The sequence below is a fragment of the Rhizobium sullae genome (assembly GCF_900169785.1).
GTDB lineage: Bacteria > Pseudomonadota > Alphaproteobacteria > Rhizobiales > Rhizobiaceae > Rhizobium > Rhizobium sullae.
The window spans coordinates 1-18105 of record NZ_FWER01000054.1; the positions used below are offsets into that span (position 1 = coordinate 1).

Sequence of the window (18105 nt, forward strand, 5' to 3'; positions counted from 1 at the left end):
CGCCACCTTCCTGGCTCTCGTCAAAGCTGCGTCGATATCGAACGCTGCAGTTCGTAGTCCCGCTGCCTCTCCTGGTTCATCGACCTGAAGTAGAGGGGGCTGAGCAGCGCGGCAATCATCAGGATCACGATGATCAGAAGGAGATGGTCGAGAAGAAGCCAACGCAGCCAGCGGCCGCCATCCTTAGACTGTGTCACCACACACCTCCGACGACAAAAGGGAGATTAGCGCGATTGCAAGCCTGAGCCATGCATCGCGACGGCCTTCGACCATCACCTGGTTCTCCCGAGGTTTGCGATCCAATGTGCAACCGAAGGCGGAAACGCACATTGATGCGCATCAAGTGAGCGTCCTGTTCGTCTGTTTGACGGTGATCAATGCCAGCCGGTCTTGGATGGGCTTTGATGATGCAACCGCGGGCACAGCGCGAGTGACCGCCCGGCGGCTGAAGCGGCGAGGTTAGAATGCTTGCCGCTTCGTCCTTCAAACAAGAGGAGAATGAAGATGGCCGATACAGCAACGAAGGTTTCCGTCAAATCTGACGACAAACCGGCAAAGGCCCCGGCATCGGGCTGGCTGCCGTTTGAGAACCTGCGTCAGGAGATCGATCGTCTATTTGACGATTTCACGCCGGTCTTCTGGCAGCGCCCGTTCGCCCGTCCGTCGCTCGGCCGATCATTTGCCGCGATCACGACGCTGGCCGTCGACTTGGTGGAAAAGGAAAATGCCTACGAGATTACGGCCGAGCTGCCGGGCATTGATCCGAACGGCCTTGAAGTGTGGGTTTCCAACAATTTGCTGACGATCAAGGGCGAAAAGCAGGAAGCCAAGGAAGACAAGCAGAAGGAATACTACGTCTCCGAGCGCCGCTACGGCTCTTTCCAGCGCAGCTTCCAGCTGCCGCAAGGTGTCGATACGGCCAAAATCGAAGCGTCGTTCAACAATGGCGGGGGACATCTATGAGTATCGAAGAGTTGATCGAATTGCAGGAGCAAGGCTCCAGAGCGCGAGTTCTTGGCCTGAAGACAAAGGACAATCCCTACCTAGATCCTGATCGTATGCCACTTCATGATGGCGGCGATCTCGCCGACTGGCTTGCGCGTCACGATGCCTGGCGGTTCGGCTGGGAGACGGAGGATGCAAGTCGGGAAAGCCGGCATTACGAAACACTTCCGGACAATTCAGGAGTCGTGCACAGCGAAGGCTATGTCACGCAGCGCCCGCTTCTTCTAGCCTTCTATCCGCGCTGACTTAAAGACAGGCCATTTTTGCTCGTTTGGCGGTCAACTGGGAGATGACCGTCGCCTTTTCGGCGATGCCGCCAGCGATCATAATCCGCCGTGCCAAGAATGACCCTCCCGCCACAACGGTGGCTCTTCATCAATTTACGGCGTTAGTCGACGGTTCACCGTATCGGCTGACTGGAACCGGCAACCAGGGCAGCGAGGGTATTTTCACCTTCGAGAAGACCATAGCCTCTTAATGAGTGATCCCGAATATTGTCCCCACCAGAAACGAGACAACGGACGGGAACGAGATGTCGGGAAAAAAGGTAATCGGCAAACTTCAGTATGGCGACAGGTTCGGGACCGGCATCGCAAACCTCGCACGATCTTCCATGGCGGTAGCTGCCAGTTCGACGGAGGCCGAAGTCGCCGCGGCCAGGTACGCGAAATGGTTCAATGGTGACGATCACCAGCCGGAACCGACGTCGAGCTCGAAGGGCAAGTTTCGTCAGATTTTGCCGTCGATGGCTGCGACAGAAATTGCCGAGGCCACGAAAGAAAATCTGGCAGTGCTTGGAGACGATGCTTACGATCTGATCGCATCGAAACTGCCCTCTGGAAACCGGATGCGGAAGGCCATCCGTTCATCGATCCTTCCTTCCATACCTTATCTCGGCAGCTGCAAATTTGGCGAGGTCGTCACGAACTTCAACGGGGGTACCTATTCGGTCCTTCAGTTCTTTATAGCCAACTTCGACGGCGACCTCGACACAGCGGCCGGCGCTTCATTCTACAAACCGAAGAGCCGCGACTTCGACCAGATGTTCTTCGGCGTGAACATCCATAACAATGCTGTCGTGATTTTCCACACCGACCTCCTCAATCACATTTCGGGAAGGATAAGGTTTGTGCGGCTCTGCGTCACCCTACAAAACATCGCCTAGCATCGTCGCTGAATTGCGATTGTGCGAGAATTATTCAACTATGGGCAGGCAGGAAAACCGGAGGGCGAGTATGCTCGCCATATCGGATCCCTGCAGACTGTTGGTCTTTGCATTTTTGCCGGCGCTGGGCGGAGCGATTGCCGAGCGCGTTTGGGCGAAACCATAGACCGCACGGCGCCCGACGCGGGGATCAGGAGCGTTTGAGCTCCGATCGCGCGAGCGCAACGCCGAAGCTACCGACGGCGAAGGCCAAATCGGCTGCATCACGAACAATGCATCGACCGCGATGCCGGTTAAAAGGGTAGCCGCAGGAGGTTTTGACGCTCTCGGATGGTGTGATCAGCCGACGCGGTATTGCGCGATGACTGTCGGATCGGGGTCCAAGCCGAGCCCCAGGCCCGTCGGCATATAGATGTAACCGTCACGCGGACGCAAAGCGCCACCATAGAGATCAGCTTCCATGTCGAAATACCGCCATTCGACCATCGATCCGTTGTCGCCAAGCGCCGCGGTTGCATGAATGCTCGCTAGCAAGCCCGGACCGTCGTAGAAGGTGTGGACCATCACAGCGACGCTATGGGCATTGGCCAGCGCCATGACCTTTCGCAACTCGGTGATGCCCCCCATTTTGGCCGGGCTAGGCTGCACGACATCGACTGCCCCGCAAGCGAGCATCTGCTGGAACTCGATCAGCGTGGACGCATTCTCGCCGGCGGCGACGGGGATCGCGGACGCGCCGCGCAAGGCTGCCAGGCCCTGGAAGTCCTCAGGCGGCCAGATGGGCTCCTCCAGCCAGCGCAAGCGCATCGGTTCCAGTTTCGCAGCCATGTCGACCGCTTCTCGCAGCGACCAGGGGCAGTTCACGTCGAGCGTGATTTCGATTTCGGGACCGGCAGCCTCGCGGGCCGCCGCGATCACTGCCAGATCCACCTCATGCAGTTTGAGTGACCGATAGCCATCGCCCAGCGCACGACGGACGTTGACAGCAATCGCATCCCTGTCCGCATAGCGGATCAGACTGGCATAGGCAGGCAGGCGTGTGCCCTTGGCGCCTCCGAGCATCGCATGGACCGGCACTCCTGCGGCTTTGCCCGCAATGTCCCAGAGCGCAATATCGAGTGCCGAAAGGCCGAACATTACGGCACCGCTGCGTCCGAAAATGTGAAAGCGGCGCTGAAGGTCTTGCCCGATGGCTTCAATGCTACCGGCTTCCAAGCCTACGCAGGCGGGCGCGATCATAGACTCGATCGCCGCCTTAACAGCAGGAATCGCGGTAAAGCCGAACGACTCTCCCCATCCCACCAAGCCGGTATCAGTCGTCACTTTCACCAGCAACGAATCCGCCGCCTGCAAACCATCTTTGCCCCAGGCGCCGGCCGCGGATCTCCCCCCGACTGTAAACGGGATGCGCAAAACAATCGCCTCAACCGCTGCAATCTTCATCGCCACACCTTCCCACTTCTACAGCTCGCACCGCGATAGCCGCGAAGCGGCATGGAGGTCTCGACGGTGTCCAGGCCATCACGAATACCTACGATGTGTTCGACAGACTGAGGCGCGCCTCCCCGGCACGCCAATATTGTGCCAGATTGTGCGGCGAAATCCAACCTTGGGAAGTTCCCGGTAGGTCGGCCACACCATCCTTATGAACAGGCTGTCCCGGGCCCTCCAGCCGCAATCGGCTAGGTCCAGGAGACGTGGCGCCCAGGTTGGAGCCCCGTCCTCAATGTGTGCTGGTGGTTGCAGGAAGGCACGTTAGGCGACTGAAGTTCGGTCCAAGCAGGGCGCAATACGCTACTGCGGTAGCGGCCTCGTTGCCCAAAAGTTCGATCGCGGCTGTTGCCGCGCTCTCGGCGTCAAATGAATTCGCGAAGATACTCTTCGGTTGATCCGATACTGACTTCTTCAACCAACAATTTCAAGTATCAGTCGCCGTGGTTGGGGAGGGGAGCGTGATGGTGTGGAACGGCCCTCCTCAGGCAACTGAGTTTGCCGCATACTCATGCGAAAGTTAAATCATGGAGGAAGTTCATGGGTGCGATTGCAACGATTGGTATCGATTTAGCAAAATCGGTATTTCAGGTTCATGCCATTGATGCCACAGGTAAAGTTGTGGTGCGTCGGGCGCTTCGCCGCTCCCAACTTCTGGACTTCTTTGAGCGAATTCCTCCATGCCTCGTCGGGATGGAGGCTTGCGCCAGCGCTCATTACTGGACACGGGAGATCGGCAAACTCGGCCATCAGGTCCGCATCATGCCAGCCACCTACGTCAAGGCCTATGTGAAAAGGAACAAAACCGACGCCGCGGACGCCGAAGCGATCTGCGAGGCTGTGACAAGACCGACAATGCGGTTTGTGCCAGTAAAGTCGGACGTCGAGCAGTCCATCAACATGATGCTCAAGACCCGCGATCTTTTGACCAGGCAACGGACGCAGGTGGTCAATGCGCTGCGCTCCCATCTGGCGGAGCTGGGCATCGTAGCCGCAGCAGGATTTAAGGCGAGCGCCAAGCTTATCCAGATAGTGCGCGACGATACGGACCATCGGCTGCCACCGATCGCCCGCTACACATTGACTGAGATCGCGGACCAGATCGAGCGACTGACAGAGAAGATCGTGAAGCTGGAAAAGGTGATCGTTTCCTCTGTTCGACAAGACGATGTCGCACGACGCTTGACCAGCATCCCAGGGGTCGGCCCAATCACTGCCGCAGCAGTCAGGGCATTGGTGCCGGACCCAGCTGGATTCCGAACCGGCCGAGATTTTGCGGCATGGGTGGGGCTCACGCCTCAAGCGAATTCGAGCGGCGGGAAACAAAAGCTGGGTTCGATATCCAAGCGGGGCAACCCTCAACTTCGAAGTCTGCTCATGGTCGGAGCCATGGCGGTCCTCAGGACCTCGAAATACGGAGCGACCATGCGGCCTTGGGTCAGAGCAAACGCGTTGTGGTCGCCTCCCCAACCTATTTGGCTCAACATGGCGTGCCCACGCAGCCGAGCGACCTACGGCGCCATAACTGCATGACGTTCAACTTCCACCGCACGGTGGGCCCCTGGCGCTTCGTCGAGGATGCGACCGGTGCTAAATTGTCGGGCAACACCGAGGTGAGCAACGGCGAAACGCTGAAGCAGCTCGTGCTTGCGGGCGTTGGCATCGGTCGTCTGGCGGCGTTTCATGTTGTTGATGATATCGCGCAAGGCCGCTTGCAAGTGTTGCTGAAGGAGCATGATCCGGGAGATATCGAGGAGGTCCATGCGCTTTGGATCGGCCGCGATCATCTTGCCAGCCGCACGCGCAGTTTCATAGATTTTCTCGTCGAGACAGTCAGTCCGAAACTGCGTGAAGCCGAACATCTCTTAAATTGACCGACCGCCCATCAGCGTTCTTCGCCCGGCGGCGCAGAGCACTTGACCGGGGAGAACGGACACGCAAAGCCAATACCAGACGCCGCCTTCGTGTTCTCGTCGCCCGCATGCGGGCTATCGCGGACATCAGCCGCCGCACGCCCTGGAACGCAATTGCTGTTGGTCCTTCCGCCTGCCGAGCCGCTAAGGCATTATCTACATGGTTACTGGTTCGTGGAGGATCTGCAAGGCGTCCATGAAGGTCAACCGATCCAGACGAGCCCCCATCCTGGAGCGGTGCTGAGCGTCAATTTCGGTCGTCCGAACGAGATGGTAGGGGGGCGAACGTGCCGAGGGCATCCTTACTCGGCCTGCAGACTGTCACTAGGCACTGGCGATCGTGGTCGGATACTTATTTCGTCATGGTCATGTTAACGGTGCAAGGAATTGCGCGGTTCTTTTCCGGTGCCGGCCCCGCCACCATAGATCGGCTACTGGACCGCGGCGCGGTCACTGGGGATGGGGCGGTCTATTCGCCACGCGGGAATATGGCCCTTTCCCATCATGAACCTCGTTCATGTGCTGGCGATTACGCTGTTGTTCGGCGGCATAGCGATACTCGACCTTCTGGGCTTCGCTGTAAAGCTACGGGTCGTTGACCTCACGCGTCTCGTCCTGCCTGTTGTCGCCATCGGCCCCTGTCTTCTCCCCCGCATCGAGCTCACCCTGTTCATGATCGAGTGGAATTCGAGCCCGGCGCTACGCCGGCGGTGCCAGGCTGGTCTCAACAAGGGTGAAGCCGCCCACAAGCTCAAGCGCGCCGTCTTCTTCCACCGGGCCGCATGAAGTTCACAGTTCGTTCAATCTTAGCGCAGGATTTTGAACTGCTCTTGTCCTGACCCCAATGTGCGTGGCCAACACGTCGCGGACATTATGAGGTCCGCAAACTGGTCCGTCGCTCTTCATATCCGGCAGACGGGTAAAACCGCAGCCTGATCAGTGTCCAACCTAAGGGGCACACCATTAGCGATCGGGCAAACCGTTGCTGCACCGGTCCCGGATCACCATAGCATCTTTTTATTCGGGCAGTCCTATCTGGTATAGAGGCGATCGAGACGCACAACCTTGCCCACCACGGTCAGCGCGATCACCGTAAATAGGATCAACACCGCAGAAATCGCATGGGCGGTCGGCTCCAGGCTGAAGGTCGATTCCGCATAGATCCTGACCGGCAGCGTGGTGAGGCGGGCGGTTGTCAGGAAGCTCGTCACCGTCACCTCGCCGAAGCTCAGCAGGAAGCCGACGATGCCCGCCGCGAACAGACCCGGCGCGAGGCCCGGCATGATCACCACGAAGAAGCGGGTCACGGGGCTTGCGCCGAGGCTTGCCGCCGCTTCCTCCTGTGCTCGGTCGAGGGCCATGACGGAGGTCGTCAGCAGCGTGATGGCAAAGGGCAGGATGACGATCACGTGGATCGCGACCAGGCCCAGGAACGGTGGGATGACGAGATAGAGCTGCAGCAGCCGCAGCATGCCGACGCCGATCGCCACATGCGGCAGCGACATCGGAAGCAGCCAGAACGCGAGCAGCGCCGACCTGCCCTTGAACGGAAACCGGCCGAGCGCAAAGGCCGCCGGCAAGGCCAGGGCGATCGCGACGAGCATCGAGGTCAGGGCGAGTTGTACCGAGACCCAGAAAGCGTCAGCATAGGTGCCGGCGAAGAAGACCTGCTGGTACCATTTGAGCGTGAAGCCCCGGAAGCCGGCGGCAGTCGCCTGTGGCACGTCGTTGACGCTCTGGATGCAGACGAGCACGAGCGGCAGGAGCAGAAGCAGCAGGGCGGCGGCGAGCAGCAGCTTGGAGACGATCGGACCGAGGATATCGATCACCGGCACGATCCAGCGCGGAATGCTGATCGGCTGGCTCGGCCTGCTTTTCAGCCAGGGCATCATGCGGTTGAGCGCGAGCATGCACAGCGCCGCAAAGACCAGGCCCGTCACCGTCATGATGATGGCCAGCGCGGAGGCGAGCGGCGCATTGAGGTTCTTGATCGCCTCCTGCAGCACGAGCATCCCGGTCGTCCAGACCTTCTTGCCGCCGAGCAGGGTTGCCGAGACGTAGGCCGTCGAGGCCATGAGGAAGACGATGACCGCGCCCGAACGCAGGCCGGGGAGCGAAAGCGGCAGGTCGACCGTCAGGAAACGCACGGCAGGAGAGGCACCGAGGCTTTCCGCAGCCTCATGGACGCGCGGTGAGGTGTTCTGCAGGTTGTCGTAGAGCGCTAGCACCATGAACGGCAGGAAGACCTGCGCCAGCGCCACGGCGACCGCGCCATGGGTGAACAGCATGTTCCTTGCCGCCGGGATGCCGACGAGGCCGGTCACAGAGTTGATCAGGCCCTCCGGCGCCAGCAGCAGGATGATGCCGAGCGACCGCACGACCACGTTGGTGAGCAGCGGGATGAGGATCACCGAGAACGCGACGGCGCGATATTTCACCGGCATGCGCGCCAGCCAATGGGCCAGCGGATAACCGAGCAGCGCGGTCAGCACGGTCACGCCGAGCCCGAGAAGCACGGTCTCCGAGACGACGCCGTAATAGAAACCGTCGGATGCTATGTCGATATATTGCGTCAGCGACGGCGGGATGAAGATTGGGCCGAAGGGGTCGGGATACTCGTGCAGGGAAAGCACGAGCACCACGAACATCGGCGCCGCGAAGGAAAGCAGCAGCCACAGGGTGACCGGCGCGGCGAGCGCCGGTCCTATCCAACGGTTCATCCGGCGATCTCCCGGTCGTAGCGGGCCTGCCATTTTGCGCGGTTGGCGTTGATGTAATCCCAGTCGAAATCGACGAGCTGGCTGACCTGGCTTTCACCGACGACGAGCTTCTTCTTCAGGTCGTCCGGAAGGGTGATGTTGTTGACCGTCGGCGAATAGTAGATCTCGCGGGCATAGGCGAGCATGCAGGGCTCGGAAAGGTGCAGGTTGATCCATTCCTCGGCAAGCTTCTGGTTCTTCGTGCCGACGGTGATGCAAGCGACGTTCATCGAAAGCGCCTGGCCTTCGGACGGAGCGGCGATCGCGATGTTCGGGTTGCGGCTTTCCACGTAGGACTGAGTGAAGCTGCCGAACTCGACGGAAAGGTCGGCGAGCTTCTGGTCGAACATTTCGAAGAGCTGCGCCTGGCTCGCCTGGATGGCGGCGAAGGGCTTCAGCTGCTTCACCTTGTCGACGACCATGTCGAAGTCCTTCTCGGTGCCGCCGAAGGCCCGGGCGGTCATCATCAGGGCCGAGATGCCTTCGGCGCCGAGGCCGTCCGGCCAGGCGATGCGGCCCTTCCATTCCGGGTTCCACATGTCCTTCCACGAGGTGATGGGCTTGGAGGCCTTGGTCTTGTCGTAGACGATGGTGCAGGGGTTGAAGGCGACGCCATAGCCGCCCTTTCGCGCGCTCGGATAAAGCGCCTCGAAATTCTTGACCGCCGCGGTCGGCTCCTGGGTCACGCCATCCTTCACCGCCTGGCGGCTTTCGAAGATATTCAGGTAGAGAACGTCGAAGCTTGGGCGGCCGCGCTCGGCATAGGCGCGGGCACGGCGGTCGCCGGTGCCGCCGAGAACGTAGCTGATCTTGCAGCCGTATTTCTCCACCAGCGGTTTTTCGACATATTCCTTGACGATGCGCTCCTGCGCGCCGCCCCAGATGCCGACGACCAGCTCGTCGCCCTTCTTGGGCTCCTGTGCGGCGGCGGGGCGGATGATGTGGAACGGTGCGGCAAGGCCAGCACCGACGATCAGTTTGTTGAATTTACGACGCGAAATAGTCATCTGAGGTTCCCCTTGTTCGTTTAGATGCCCTGGTTAGATGAATGTGGCGCCACCCGGCTGTGTCTGGATGCTGCACGACGTCCCGACGGGCGGCGGCGGCATATCCGAAGGCACGATGAGGCGGATCGTGCCGCACGCGGATTGAATGTCGGCTTCGTAGGTGTCCCCGAGGAAGGCCGCGTTGACGAGCGTGCCGGAGACGTGAAGCGGCCCCGGTTCGTCGGAAAGTCTGAGGCGGGAGGCGCGCAGCACAAGACGCGTCGCGCCTTCCGGCGCACCGTCGCAGGTCAGTCCCGGCGCGGCGAAGCGCCCGGCTTCTGTGCGGCCCTCGATCACGGTGCGGGCGCCGAGGAAGGAGGCGGTGAAGGCGGATTTCGGCCGGTCGCAGAGGCTGACGGGCGATCCGATCTCCATCAGCAGCCCCTTGCTCATGACCGCGACGCGGTCGGACATGGCGAGCGCTTCCTGCTGGTCATGCGTCACGAAGACTGTGGTGATGCCGAGCCGCTGCTGCAGCGAGCGGATTTCGCTGCGCATGTCGGCGCGCAGGTGTGCGTCGAGATTGGAGAGTGGCTCGTCGAGCAGAAGCACGTCAGGCTCGATCACCAGCGCGCGGGCCAGCGCCACGCGCTGCTGCTGGCCGCCCGAAAGCTGGCCGGGATAGCGGTCGTAATAGGCGCCGAGGCCGACCGTATCGAGTGCGGCGGCGGCCTTCTCGCGGCATTCCGCCTTGCCGGCATGGCGCATGCGCAGGCCGAAGCCGACATTGTCGAGCGCCGTCAGGTGCGGAAAGAGCGCGTAGGACTGGAAGACCACACCGATATTGCGGGTATGCACGGGACGGCGGCTGATATCCTCGCCGCCGAGGATGATGCGCCCGCTGCTCGGGCGGATGAAGCCCGCGATCATCCGGAGCGTCGTCGTCTTTCCGCAGCCCGAGGGGCCGAGCAGCGAGAGCAGTTCGCCCTTGGCGGCCTCGATCGTTAGGCCGCTGACGGCGACGGAATCGCCGTAGATGGCCGTCGCGTTGTCGAGGGTGAGGTAGTGCTTATTCGACGTCATCTAAACCTTGGGCATGATCAGGCGGGAACGGGCAGTTCCGCCGTGGTGAATGGAAATCGGGATAGGCCGCTTCGCCATGTCCGGCACGGATGCGAAGGGGCCGTTGCCGGGGTGGACTTCGAAGGCCTGCGAGCCGGCTCCTTGCAGCGAAAGCCGCAACGCATGGCCCGCCGGAACGGTCAGGCATACTGGCCGCAGCGAAATCGATGCGGAAGCCTGCTGAGCGCACTCGATCCGGGCATAACCGGTGGAGACGACCTTCGCTGCGCCGTCCGGCGTGACGAGCGAAAGCGCCGCGCAGAGGTCGCAGCCCGACGATGGCGTATGGATATCGACCTCGACCTTTGCCTCGCCGACGAAGGTCCTGCTGGTTACGAACGGCGCGCTGGTATAGACCGCCACGTCGGCGCGGGTATCGCAGGCGCTGCGGTCGACAAACCCGGCCGGCGTTCCGAGATGGCCGCCGATGAGCGGCGTCGGGCGGAAGGGGTCGTTGACGAAGGTGTCGACGGCTCCGGCCGAGGGTTCGAGGCCGAGACGGCCATCGCTCACGGTAGCGGCCGCAAGGCCGGACGAGGACAGGAAGAATCTCTCGTCCGAGATATCCGGACGCGACGGGAGGTTCTGCCAGGTCCGGCTGCCCATGTCGAACAGCCGCATGGCCACGGGCCGCTCGCCTCTGCCCTTGAGGTAGAAATCGAAGAACTCGACCTGCGCCCGATCGACCGAAAACTCCGCGGCCGGTCCCATGTCGGTGCCGCCGCTCATGCGGCTCCAGGGGACATGCGCCCACGGCCCGATGACGAGGTGGGACGTTTCGGGGTTTTGGGCGCGGAAGGCCGCGTCTGCGGCCCAGGTGCCCTGCAGCAAGAAGTCCGCCCAGCCGCCGGTATGAAGGGCCGGAATGTCGAGAGGATCGTACTTGAGCAGGGTCCCGGGAGAAACGGCATCCCAATAGGCCGCGTCATCCTCGATCCATTTGCACAGGTGCGAAAGGCCGGGCCTTTCCACGAGCCAGTCGTGCAGCGCGGCATCGCCCATGGCGCCGAGTGCCGCGTAGGTGGCGGCATCGCCGCTACGGGCAGCCTTCAGCTTGACCATCTGCGCCGCCCAACTGACATTCACCCCGAAGCGGAACGCGTTGCCTTCATAGGCCCAGTCGTCGCGCGGCATCCATGAGCCCATGGACGGAGCGATCGCATCCGGCCGGCGGCTACCTTTGCCAGCGAGCGCAAGATATTGCGTCATCGCCTGGTAACTGAAACCGTAGAGGCCGAGCTTGCCGTTGCTGCCCGGCAGGTCGGCGGCCCATTCCAGCGTCTGGGCGCCATCCTCGGCTTCATGGATGAAGGCCTCGAAATCGCCGCCGGACTCGCCGCAGCCGCGCACGTCCTGCACGACGACGACGTAGCCTTGCGACGCATACCAGGACGGATATGCCAGAACCACGGTGGAGGCGATGGCCCGCCCATAGGGCTGGCGCATCAGGAGTACCGGATAGAGGTCTTCGTTCGCTGGCCGATAGATGTCCGCAACCAGGACGGTGCCGTCGCGCAACACGAGTTCGGCCCTTGTCGGTCCGATCACGTCATGGGGCGTCCGGTGGTGCATCACGTCGTCAGCTCCTGTACATCGTCTTGTCGGTGATGCGGTCGAGTGGGAATTCGAGAACCTCGTTGATGAGCTTCAAGAGGTTGCGGGCGCTGCGCTCCACGTGTTCGCGGCCGCGTTCGGCGTCAGCGGCGGCGGCATTGCCACAGGCGCCGGAAGGTTGCACGTCCTGCGTCTGCCATCCGTAGCCGATCCGTCCTTCCGGCATCAGCAGGCCGCCCGCATCCTCAAGCTCCACGGAGACCGGCACGAAATCGTCGGCATACTGCATGTCGATCAGGTCGCGATGCAGATGCAGCATGACGCTGGTTTCCGCCTCCCCACCATGAATGCCGTGTTTCAGTTCATGGGCACTGTAGAGATCGGAGAAATCCGCGCCGGCGCTCGCCCAAGCGCTGACGGCGAACATGCCGAGCTTGACGCGGAGTTCCCGGCAGACGATCTCCATCACCTGCGGCTGGCCGCCGTGGGAATTGACGAAGATGATCTTGCGGCAGCCGGCCCGGTTGACGCTCTCGCCGAGCTCGAACCACATCTTCGCTAATGTCTCGTAGGTGAAGGTAAGCGTGCCCGGAAAGGCGGTGTGCTCGACCGACTTGCCGACCGGCATCATCGGCAGCACGAGGACGGGCAGATCGTCATCCATCAGCTCAACGGTGCGGACGATGGTGCCGGCATTGATCGCCGCATCGACGCGCACCGGCAGATGGGGACCATGCTGTTCGACGGCCGCGATCGGCAGGATGGCGACGAATTCTTCCATGTCGAACTCGGAAAAATCCTTCGTCGTGTGATCCCACCACCAGTGCGATTTCAGTTTCGTGGTCATGTTCTCTGGTCCCCTCTCAGGCCGCGGCTGCACGGGCGGCAAGTTCCGCCTTGGCGATCTTGCCGGTGGGCGTCATGGGAAGTTCGGCGAGCGGGATGACGGTCATGAGGGAAAGGTCATAGGGCACCGAACCGGCGATCTTCGCCTTGATCTCCTCCCCATCCACAGGACCTGCGGCCTGTACGAATGCAACCGGCCGGGTGGTAATCGCCTTGTCGGGAACACCGACGACGGCCGCTTGCTGCACGCCCGGCACCGTGGAGAGCGCCTCCTCGACGTCGCGCGGATACCAGGTCTTGCCGCCGACCTCGATCAGTTCGGAACGGCGTCCGAGCATGGTGACGAAGCCTTGCTTGTCCATCGAGCCGATGTCGCCGGTCCGAAGCCAGCCACCCTTGAGCGTCTCGGCCGTCTTCTCCGGCTTGCCCCAGTAGCCCCACATGAAGCCGCCCCTGAGCGCGACCTCGCCGACCGCGCCGCATGCAACCTCGGTGCCGTCCGCATTGAGAATGCGCACTTCCTTGTCGGGAAGCGGTTGGCCGGCGCGGCGCGTCTCGATATCAGCCGGATCGAGCTTCGGGAAACCGAGCGCGACAAAGCCGCCGAGCTCGGACTGGCCGTAGCTTTCGACGAGCGGCAGCTTCAGCTTTTCATGCCAGCCGGCCTTCAAGGTCGGCGGAACCGGTCCGCCGCCGGACATGCTCATGCGCAGCTTGGATGGCGTACGGCCTCGCACGGCTGCTTCGTTTAGGACCTCGGTGAGGATCGGAGGATTGGCAATCAGCATGGTTGCGCCGCGCGCTTCCAGCGCATCGAAGCCGGTCGTCTGGGTCCACTTGCCCATGACGTTGATGGCCGCGCCGCGGGAAAGCTGCGGCAGCAGGTTGCCGACGAGCTGGTAGGAACTGGAGAGCGCGCTTGGCCCGAAAGAGACGTCGGCGGCGGTGATCTGCAGCCGCTCGGCAATGCAGCGCGTCGCGCGGACGGTCGGTTCGTGCTTCAGGCAGGCACCCTTCGGCTTGCCGGTGGTGCCGGATGTGTAGGAAAGATGCGCGATCGCATCCTCGTTGCTGGGATCGGCGGGGAGGGGGAGCGCCGCGGCCATCAGGTCGGGGAGCGAATGGGCGCCTTCCTGCGGTCCGTCCATGCAGATCAGTGCCCTGACGCTCGGCGCGCCCGCCGCCGCCGTGTGGATCGGCTCCTTCATGTCATGGGTATAGACGACCACCGCGGGCTCGTGATCGGCGAAATAATAGGCAAGTTCGTCGGCAAATTTGACGTTTACGAGGGCGCAGATGGCCCCGAGGCGCCAGCAGCCGAACATGATGTTGAGATAGTCCATGCCGTTATGGGCAAGGATCGTCACGCGGTCGCCCGGTTTGACGCCGAAATGATGAAGGGCCCCGGCGGCACGCTCCATGGTATCGACCGCTTCGGCATAGGTCAGGCTCCTGCCCCGGTCCACCCAGTGGAAACAGGCGTGGTCCGGATCACGGTTTGCACCGTCCAGAAGCAGGGTGTGCATTAGCATCGAATTCCTCGCGTATTTTGCTCATTTGTTCGGCACTGAAGAGATCTGCCTGAAGCATGGGCAAAATTGATCGCGGGGTGAACGCCTGCAGCGTCAATAGTAGATATAGACACACGCTTATATATCTCCCGCTCAGTACGCCGCGAGGAGCTCGGCCTTTGCGGGCATGGCGTGGAGGGTCTGGTCGAAACGGCGGGCGACGGAGCGGACTACGCCGCGCAGCCATTGATTGGCGCCGCTCGCATGGGCGCGCTCATGCCAGAGCAGATAGAGGTTCATCTGGTCAAATTCCCGTGGCGCTTCGATCAGCCGAAGCTGATTGGCCGGCGCGTTTTCGATGATGTATTCGGCATAGGGCCGGGCGGTGGTGAAGACGAGGTCGGTTTCCGCCAGGATGGCCGGGATAAGGGCATATTCCGGTACGGACATAGCGATCCTCCGCTTCATCCCGAGTTGCGACAGCCGGCCGTCGATCGGGCTGTAGAAGGCGCTCGATCCCGGCGTCGGCGAGACATGATCGGCATCGAGATAGGTGTGAAGGGTCAGCCGGCCGGCCCGGGCGAGAGGATTGGATCTCTGCACCACGCAGGCGATGTCGCAATGCAGGAGTGTCGTCGATTTCAGGCTTTGCTGCGGTGCCGGCCAGTTGCCGATCACAAGGTCCACCCGGCCCGCGCCCAGTTCATCGATCAGGTCCATTTTTTCGGAAGGAGCGAAGAAATCGACCGAAATGCCGGGCGCCTTCTGGCGGATGCTTGCGGCCAGCGGCGGGATGAGGAAGGCGCCGAAGCAATTCACGGCGGCGACGCGCATGCGGCTCTGGACCGCGCCAGGATCGAACTGGCTGGTCCGGTTCAGCGTGTTCTTCAGTCCTTCCAGGATGAGGCCGACCGAAACCATCACCTCTTCTCCCCGTTCCGTCAGAACGAGTCTCTGGCCGCTGCGCACCAGCAGCGGATCAGCGAAGACCTCACGCGCTTTCTTCAACGATGCGCTGACACTCGGCTGGGTGAGGCCAAGCAGAACGGCAACCTTGGAAACGTTCCTCTCGGTGAGCAGGAGATAGGTTGTGTGGAGCAGTCGGACGTCGATCGACGGGTTGATATTCGCATACACGGCCGGTTCCTCTCGCAAGTGGATTGCGGGACGCGATGCAAGCGGTGTGCCACCCAAAGAACTTGCGTTGCTCGGGATGGTGTGCCCCCCGATTTCATCGGACATTTCAGCTATTGAGTAATAATGCGCCTGGTATCCGCGCGACGTCTGGGTTCACCGAGTTTTACCGCCGAGGCCAGCACGAAAAGCAAGTAAATGAGAGAGCACCACCGTGCGAGAAGGTCTATTCTCGTTTAGATATCGGGGCGCAGGTGTACTTGGTTACGTCGGAACCCTTGAAAGGCGACGCGGCCATGGTTTCTGCCCTGCGGGTCACGATTTTATCGATCTGCGTCGCGCCCAAATTTTGCTCGGAGTCATTCAACGCCGCGACTATATCTGTGAAAATCTGTCTCGAGAAAAGAGAGTCCTGGATCTTGCGAGCTATGTGCAGGGCGTAAATGAAGGAATTTGCCACATCACCCGGACGCGCAACCTTCGCAAGCACGGCAGTTGACGCGAATCCCAAATTATAGGCAAGCGCTCGAGTCTCGTAGGGGGTAGTTCAATGTCGGAGGTGGAAAGAGCGCAGTAACAGTGGCAAGCAACCACTGGCTGAGGAATCCTACTTCCAGAACGTCGGATAGCGCGACCAAGCCGGTGTGGTCCGCCAACAATTTCCTCGCAATCGGTTCGACTAGGATGGAAACACATCCAATTCCGCCACCACGGTCGTCCTCGAACTCCCCCTCGAATATGTTCACGCCGGGCCTTCATATCGACACGCTGAAGATCAAGAGCCGGGATTTTCAATGATGCTGAAGGTAGACGACCGATTTGCAGTTCGATCCCTTTCAAGGCGAGGGCACTAACTATGCAACTAGCTCATCAGACGTTCGCCCGCTTCCGGTCTTGGTGTTCCCTGCCCAATTGTCCTAGGATCAAGGCAGCGAGACCTTCACATTTGCGGCGGCGGAGCAGATGTTACTGCAAATGGTGTTTGATTTGAGAAGATGCTTTGACGCCAAGCTTCCAGGTGCGGCCCGCCAACCGCGCAAGGTCGTCCCGCCTCCCACCACGAAGAGGATTGCATGAATTCGCTCCTCAGATGGCTGGAGTTAACGACCAATCAAGCATCTTCTTGAGCTGCAAGTTCTGTAGATGGAGCTGTTCAGCCAGTAGCGTCTTGAGCCGCTTATTCTCTGCACCAAGGGCGGCCACTTCCTCCAGGGAAACGGAATCCCTAGCAGGGGCGGATTCCGCACTTGGGGGCTTGTTCCTCCCCATCGCAATGGGACCGCGCTTAACACGATTTCGAGGAGTCCCCGTTGACGTTGTCCGAGGCTGCGGCCCTGGTTTACTCTCCGGCACCTGCGCAACAACTTCGGCGGCGAGAACGCTGGCCTCATGTTGATTTGGCACTTCACCGCCTGCGCCGTTGCCCGATGGTGTCGCCGTGCCTGCAACGTTGGCCTCAGCTGCGTGGTCGCTAGCGTTCCCCGGGTTCATCGGATCACACGGCATGTCTCGACCTTGGTCAGGCGTACCGGGTGCTCCATCTGAATTGAACGGATGCGGCACTTTATCTTCCGCTTCGCGGGCGAAAGCCTTGAGATCAGTGTCACCCCAAATTGAGTTGGTCCGGGCCTTCATCGCTCGCCGACCCGACTTGAATTCAACAACGAATTTCCGTTGTGACGTTTTCATATAATTTCAACCTTAAGCAACTCGTAGCACAGCCAGCGCCGACTGGCGCCACTGCGTTCCTGCCAGGCGGGGCCTATATATATCGCCTCACCGGGCGCTGCAACTGGCCAGCGCGCGCGACAACGACCCATACTTCGCGTCGACAACCCCGTAGTAAACGACCTTTTGAGGCGCTATCCGCAGGAAACATTCGCGCCAGCAATCTCACCTCAAGGGCGGGATTGGAGGCGAGCCAGACCTTTGAAGTTAGGCAAGACCGGGCGGTCAATCGACAAAATGACCGCCTGCACGGCCTCGTTGCTGGATCAATCCAGCCCGAGCCTCTTGCGCAGTTGCGTATTTTCCACGCGCAACTTTTCGGCCAGACGCTTGCGCAGCTTCTGGTTCTCCTCTTCGAGCTGAACAAGATCTGCCAACTCATCGCCGGCAGGAGCCGGCTTCTCGTTCCTTTGAACAACGGGCGTCGCGGTCCGTTTCCAGTTATAGTAGGTCTGCTCCGATATGCCGGCAGTCTTGATCGCGTCCTTGAGAGTGCTCTTGCCTTTGGTGACTGCCGTCTCGATCAGCTTGAGCTTGCCAATTTTTTCCTGTTCGCTATATGCCCGTGGCTTGGTGACCTGCGACTTTGCAGCAGTTGTCTTTGATTCAGATCGCGCCGGCTCGACGGCCGTCTTCGGGCGCTGTGGCGACTTCTGCTTCTTGGCAGCAGGTGTTTTTGCCTCCGCCTCCGGCGTCTCAACTGCAGCAACCGGTCCTATGTTGTTCTCATCAGCCATCATTATTTCCCCTCTATTTCATCGCCTGTTCTCGGTTGAATTAATTATAGAGTCAACACTACCGCCAACCTCATCTTTGCGGGTAGTCGAACGTAATTGGGCGGCCTTGGGATGGCATGCAGGAGACAATTTGAAGCGCCGTAAGATCGCTGAA

Annotated in this window: 16 protein-coding genes and 1 pseudogene; 6 read left to right on the forward strand and 11 right to left on the reverse strand. The window is 60.9% G+C overall.

Translation table 11 applies throughout. The annotated features are described in order from the left end of the window. Nucleotides 1-20: 20 nt before the first annotated feature. The gene (locus BN1800_RS41670; RefSeq protein ID WP_179213938.1) at nucleotides 21-197 is read right to left on the reverse strand and encodes a hypothetical protein; all 177 of its coding nucleotides are present in this window, start codon (nucleotides 195-197) and stop codon (nucleotides 21-23) included. Between the two features lie 307 nt (nucleotides 198-504). Between BN1800_RS41670 and BN1800_RS31540 the strand changes: the two genes are divergently transcribed. From BN1800_RS31540 to BN1800_RS31550, 3 genes are all read left to right on the forward strand, one after another. After that, entirely contained in the window at nucleotides 505-963 is a 459-nt protein-coding gene (locus tag BN1800_RS31540) for an Hsp20/alpha crystallin family protein (protein WP_087003249.1), read from the forward strand. Further along, entirely contained in the window at nucleotides 960-1250 is a 291-nt protein-coding gene (locus BN1800_RS31545; RefSeq protein ID WP_244564723.1) for a CrpP-related protein, read from the forward strand. Before BN1800_RS31540 ends, BN1800_RS31545 begins: the two co-directional genes overlap by 4 nt. A gap of 287 nt (nucleotides 1251-1537) precedes the next feature. Then, nucleotides 1538-2170, forward strand: coding sequence for a hypothetical protein (locus BN1800_RS31550; protein WP_087003252.1), 633 nt, complete (start codon nucleotides 1538-1540; stop codon nucleotides 2168-2170). 339 nt (nucleotides 2171-2509) lie between these two features. On the opposite strand, the gene BN1800_RS31555 is transcribed toward BN1800_RS31550, so the two are convergent. After that, the gene (locus BN1800_RS31555; protein WP_087003255.1) at nucleotides 2510-3613 is read right to left on the reverse strand and encodes a mandelate racemase/muconate lactonizing enzyme family protein; all 1104 of its coding nucleotides are present in this window, start codon (nucleotides 3611-3613) and stop codon (nucleotides 2510-2512) included. 588 nt (nucleotides 3614-4201) lie between these two features. Here BN1800_RS31555 and BN1800_RS31560 point away from each other — a divergent pair. From BN1800_RS31560 to BN1800_RS44145, 3 genes and pseudogenes are all read left to right on the forward strand, one after another. Next, entirely contained in the window at nucleotides 4202-5194 is a 993-nt protein-coding gene (locus tag BN1800_RS31560; RefSeq protein ID WP_087003258.1) for an IS110 family RNA-guided transposase, read from the forward strand. Beyond that, complete coding sequence (locus BN1800_RS31565) at nucleotides 5116-5535, forward strand: LysR substrate-binding domain-containing protein (RefSeq protein ID WP_179213939.1); 420 nt, start codon at nucleotides 5116-5118, stop codon at nucleotides 5533-5535. The genes BN1800_RS31560 and BN1800_RS31565 overlap by 79 nt, the downstream gene beginning before the upstream one ends. A 684-nt stretch (nucleotides 5536-6219) precedes the next feature. Further along, nucleotides 6220-6351: pseudogene (locus BN1800_RS44145) on the forward strand (Tn3 family transposase); the annotation flags it as partial. A 254-nt stretch (nucleotides 6352-6605) separates the two neighbouring features. On the opposite strand, the gene BN1800_RS31575 reads toward BN1800_RS44145, so the two are convergent. From BN1800_RS31575 to BN1800_RS31625, 9 genes are all read right to left on the reverse strand, one after another. Then, the gene (locus BN1800_RS31575; protein WP_087003261.1) at nucleotides 6606-8294 is read right to left on the reverse strand and encodes an ABC transporter permease subunit; all 1689 of its coding nucleotides are present in this window, start codon (nucleotides 8292-8294) and stop codon (nucleotides 6606-6608) included. Next, nucleotides 8291-9340 (reverse strand): ABC transporter substrate-binding protein, encoded by a 1050-nt coding sequence (locus BN1800_RS31580; protein ID WP_087003264.1) that lies wholly within the window; start codon nucleotides 9338-9340, stop codon nucleotides 8291-8293. The genes BN1800_RS31575 and BN1800_RS31580 overlap by 4 nt, the downstream gene beginning before the upstream one ends. A 33-nt stretch (nucleotides 9341-9373) precedes the next feature. After that, entirely contained in the window at nucleotides 9374-10402 is a 1029-nt protein-coding gene (locus BN1800_RS31585) for an ABC transporter ATP-binding protein (protein WP_087003267.1), read from the reverse strand. Continuing rightward, entirely contained in the window at nucleotides 10403-12013 is a 1611-nt protein-coding gene (locus BN1800_RS31590) for a CocE/NonD family hydrolase (RefSeq protein WP_087003270.1), read from the reverse strand. It abuts the gene before it with no gap. 7 nt (nucleotides 12014-12020) lie between these two features. Beyond that, nucleotides 12021-12842, reverse strand: a complete 822-nt coding sequence (locus tag BN1800_RS31595; protein WP_087003273.1) for a creatininase family protein — start codon at nucleotides 12840-12842, stop codon at nucleotides 12021-12023. A 16-nt stretch (nucleotides 12843-12858) separates the two neighbouring features. Further along, a complete protein-coding gene (locus BN1800_RS31600) occupies nucleotides 12859-14373 on the reverse strand; it encodes a class I adenylate-forming enzyme family protein (protein WP_087003276.1) in 1515 nt (504 codons plus the stop codon). A gap of 132 nt (nucleotides 14374-14505) precedes the next feature. Beyond that, on the reverse strand, nucleotides 14506-15489 hold the full coding sequence (locus tag BN1800_RS31605; RefSeq protein WP_179213941.1) for a LysR family transcriptional regulator: 984 nt from the start codon (nucleotides 15487-15489) through the stop codon (nucleotides 14506-14508). A gap of 1083 nt (nucleotides 15490-16572) precedes the next feature. Further along, nucleotides 16573-17175: a hypothetical protein gene (locus tag BN1800_RS31620; RefSeq protein ID WP_087003288.1), complete on the reverse strand. Its 603-nt coding sequence runs from the start codon at nucleotides 17173-17175 to the stop codon at nucleotides 16573-16575. A gap of 305 nt (nucleotides 17176-17480) precedes the next feature. Further along, nucleotides 17481-17951: a transposase gene (locus tag BN1800_RS31625; protein WP_087003291.1), complete on the reverse strand. Its 471-nt coding sequence runs from the start codon at nucleotides 17949-17951 to the stop codon at nucleotides 17481-17483. Nucleotides 17952-18105: the final 154 nt, after the last annotated feature.

What these genes read in the sequence shown, in the direction of transcription:
- BN1800_RS31585 (WP_087003267.1), bottom strand. Translation starts at nt 10,402, where the DNA reads ATGACGTCGAATAAGCACTACCTCACCCTCGACAACGCGACGGCCATC.
- BN1800_RS31575 (WP_087003261.1), bottom strand. Translation starts at nt 8,294, where the DNA reads ATGAACCGTTGGATAGGACCGGCGCTCGCCGCGCCGGTCACCCTGTGG.
- BN1800_RS31550 (WP_087003252.1), top strand. Translation starts at nt 1,538, where the DNA reads ATGTCGGGAAAAAAGGTAATCGGCAAACTTCAGTATGGCGACAGGTTC.
- BN1800_RS31595 (WP_087003273.1), bottom strand. Translation starts at nt 12,842, where the DNA reads ATGACCACGAAACTGAAATCGCACTGGTGGTGGGATCACACGACGAAG.
- BN1800_RS31580 (WP_087003264.1), bottom strand. Translation starts at nt 9,340, where the DNA reads ATGACTATTTCGCGTCGTAAATTCAACAAACTGATCGTCGGTGCTGGC.
- BN1800_RS31620 (WP_087003288.1), bottom strand. Translation starts at nt 17,175, where the DNA reads ATGAAAACGTCACAACGGAAATTCGTTGTTGAATTCAAGTCGGGTCGG.
- BN1800_RS31545 (WP_244564723.1), top strand. Translation starts at nt 960, where the DNA reads ATGAGTATCGAAGAGTTGATCGAATTGCAGGAGCAAGGCTCCAGAGCG.
- BN1800_RS31560 (WP_087003258.1), top strand. Translation starts at nt 4,202, where the DNA reads ATGGGTGCGATTGCAACGATTGGTATCGATTTAGCAAAATCGGTATTT.
- BN1800_RS31540 (WP_087003249.1), top strand. Translation starts at nt 505, where the DNA reads ATGGCCGATACAGCAACGAAGGTTTCCGTCAAATCTGACGACAAACCG.
- BN1800_RS31625 (WP_087003291.1), bottom strand. Translation starts at nt 17,951, where the DNA reads ATGGCTGATGAGAACAACATAGGACCGGTTGCTGCAGTTGAGACGCCG.
- BN1800_RS31555 (WP_087003255.1), bottom strand. Translation starts at nt 3,613, where the DNA reads ATGAAGATTGCAGCGGTTGAGGCGATTGTTTTGCGCATCCCGTTTACA.
- BN1800_RS31600 (WP_087003276.1), bottom strand. Translation starts at nt 14,373, where the DNA reads ATGCTAATGCACACCCTGCTTCTGGACGGTGCAAACCGTGATCCGGAC.
- BN1800_RS31590 (WP_087003270.1), bottom strand. Translation starts at nt 12,013, where the DNA reads ATGCACCACCGGACGCCCCATGACGTGATCGGACCGACAAGGGCCGAA.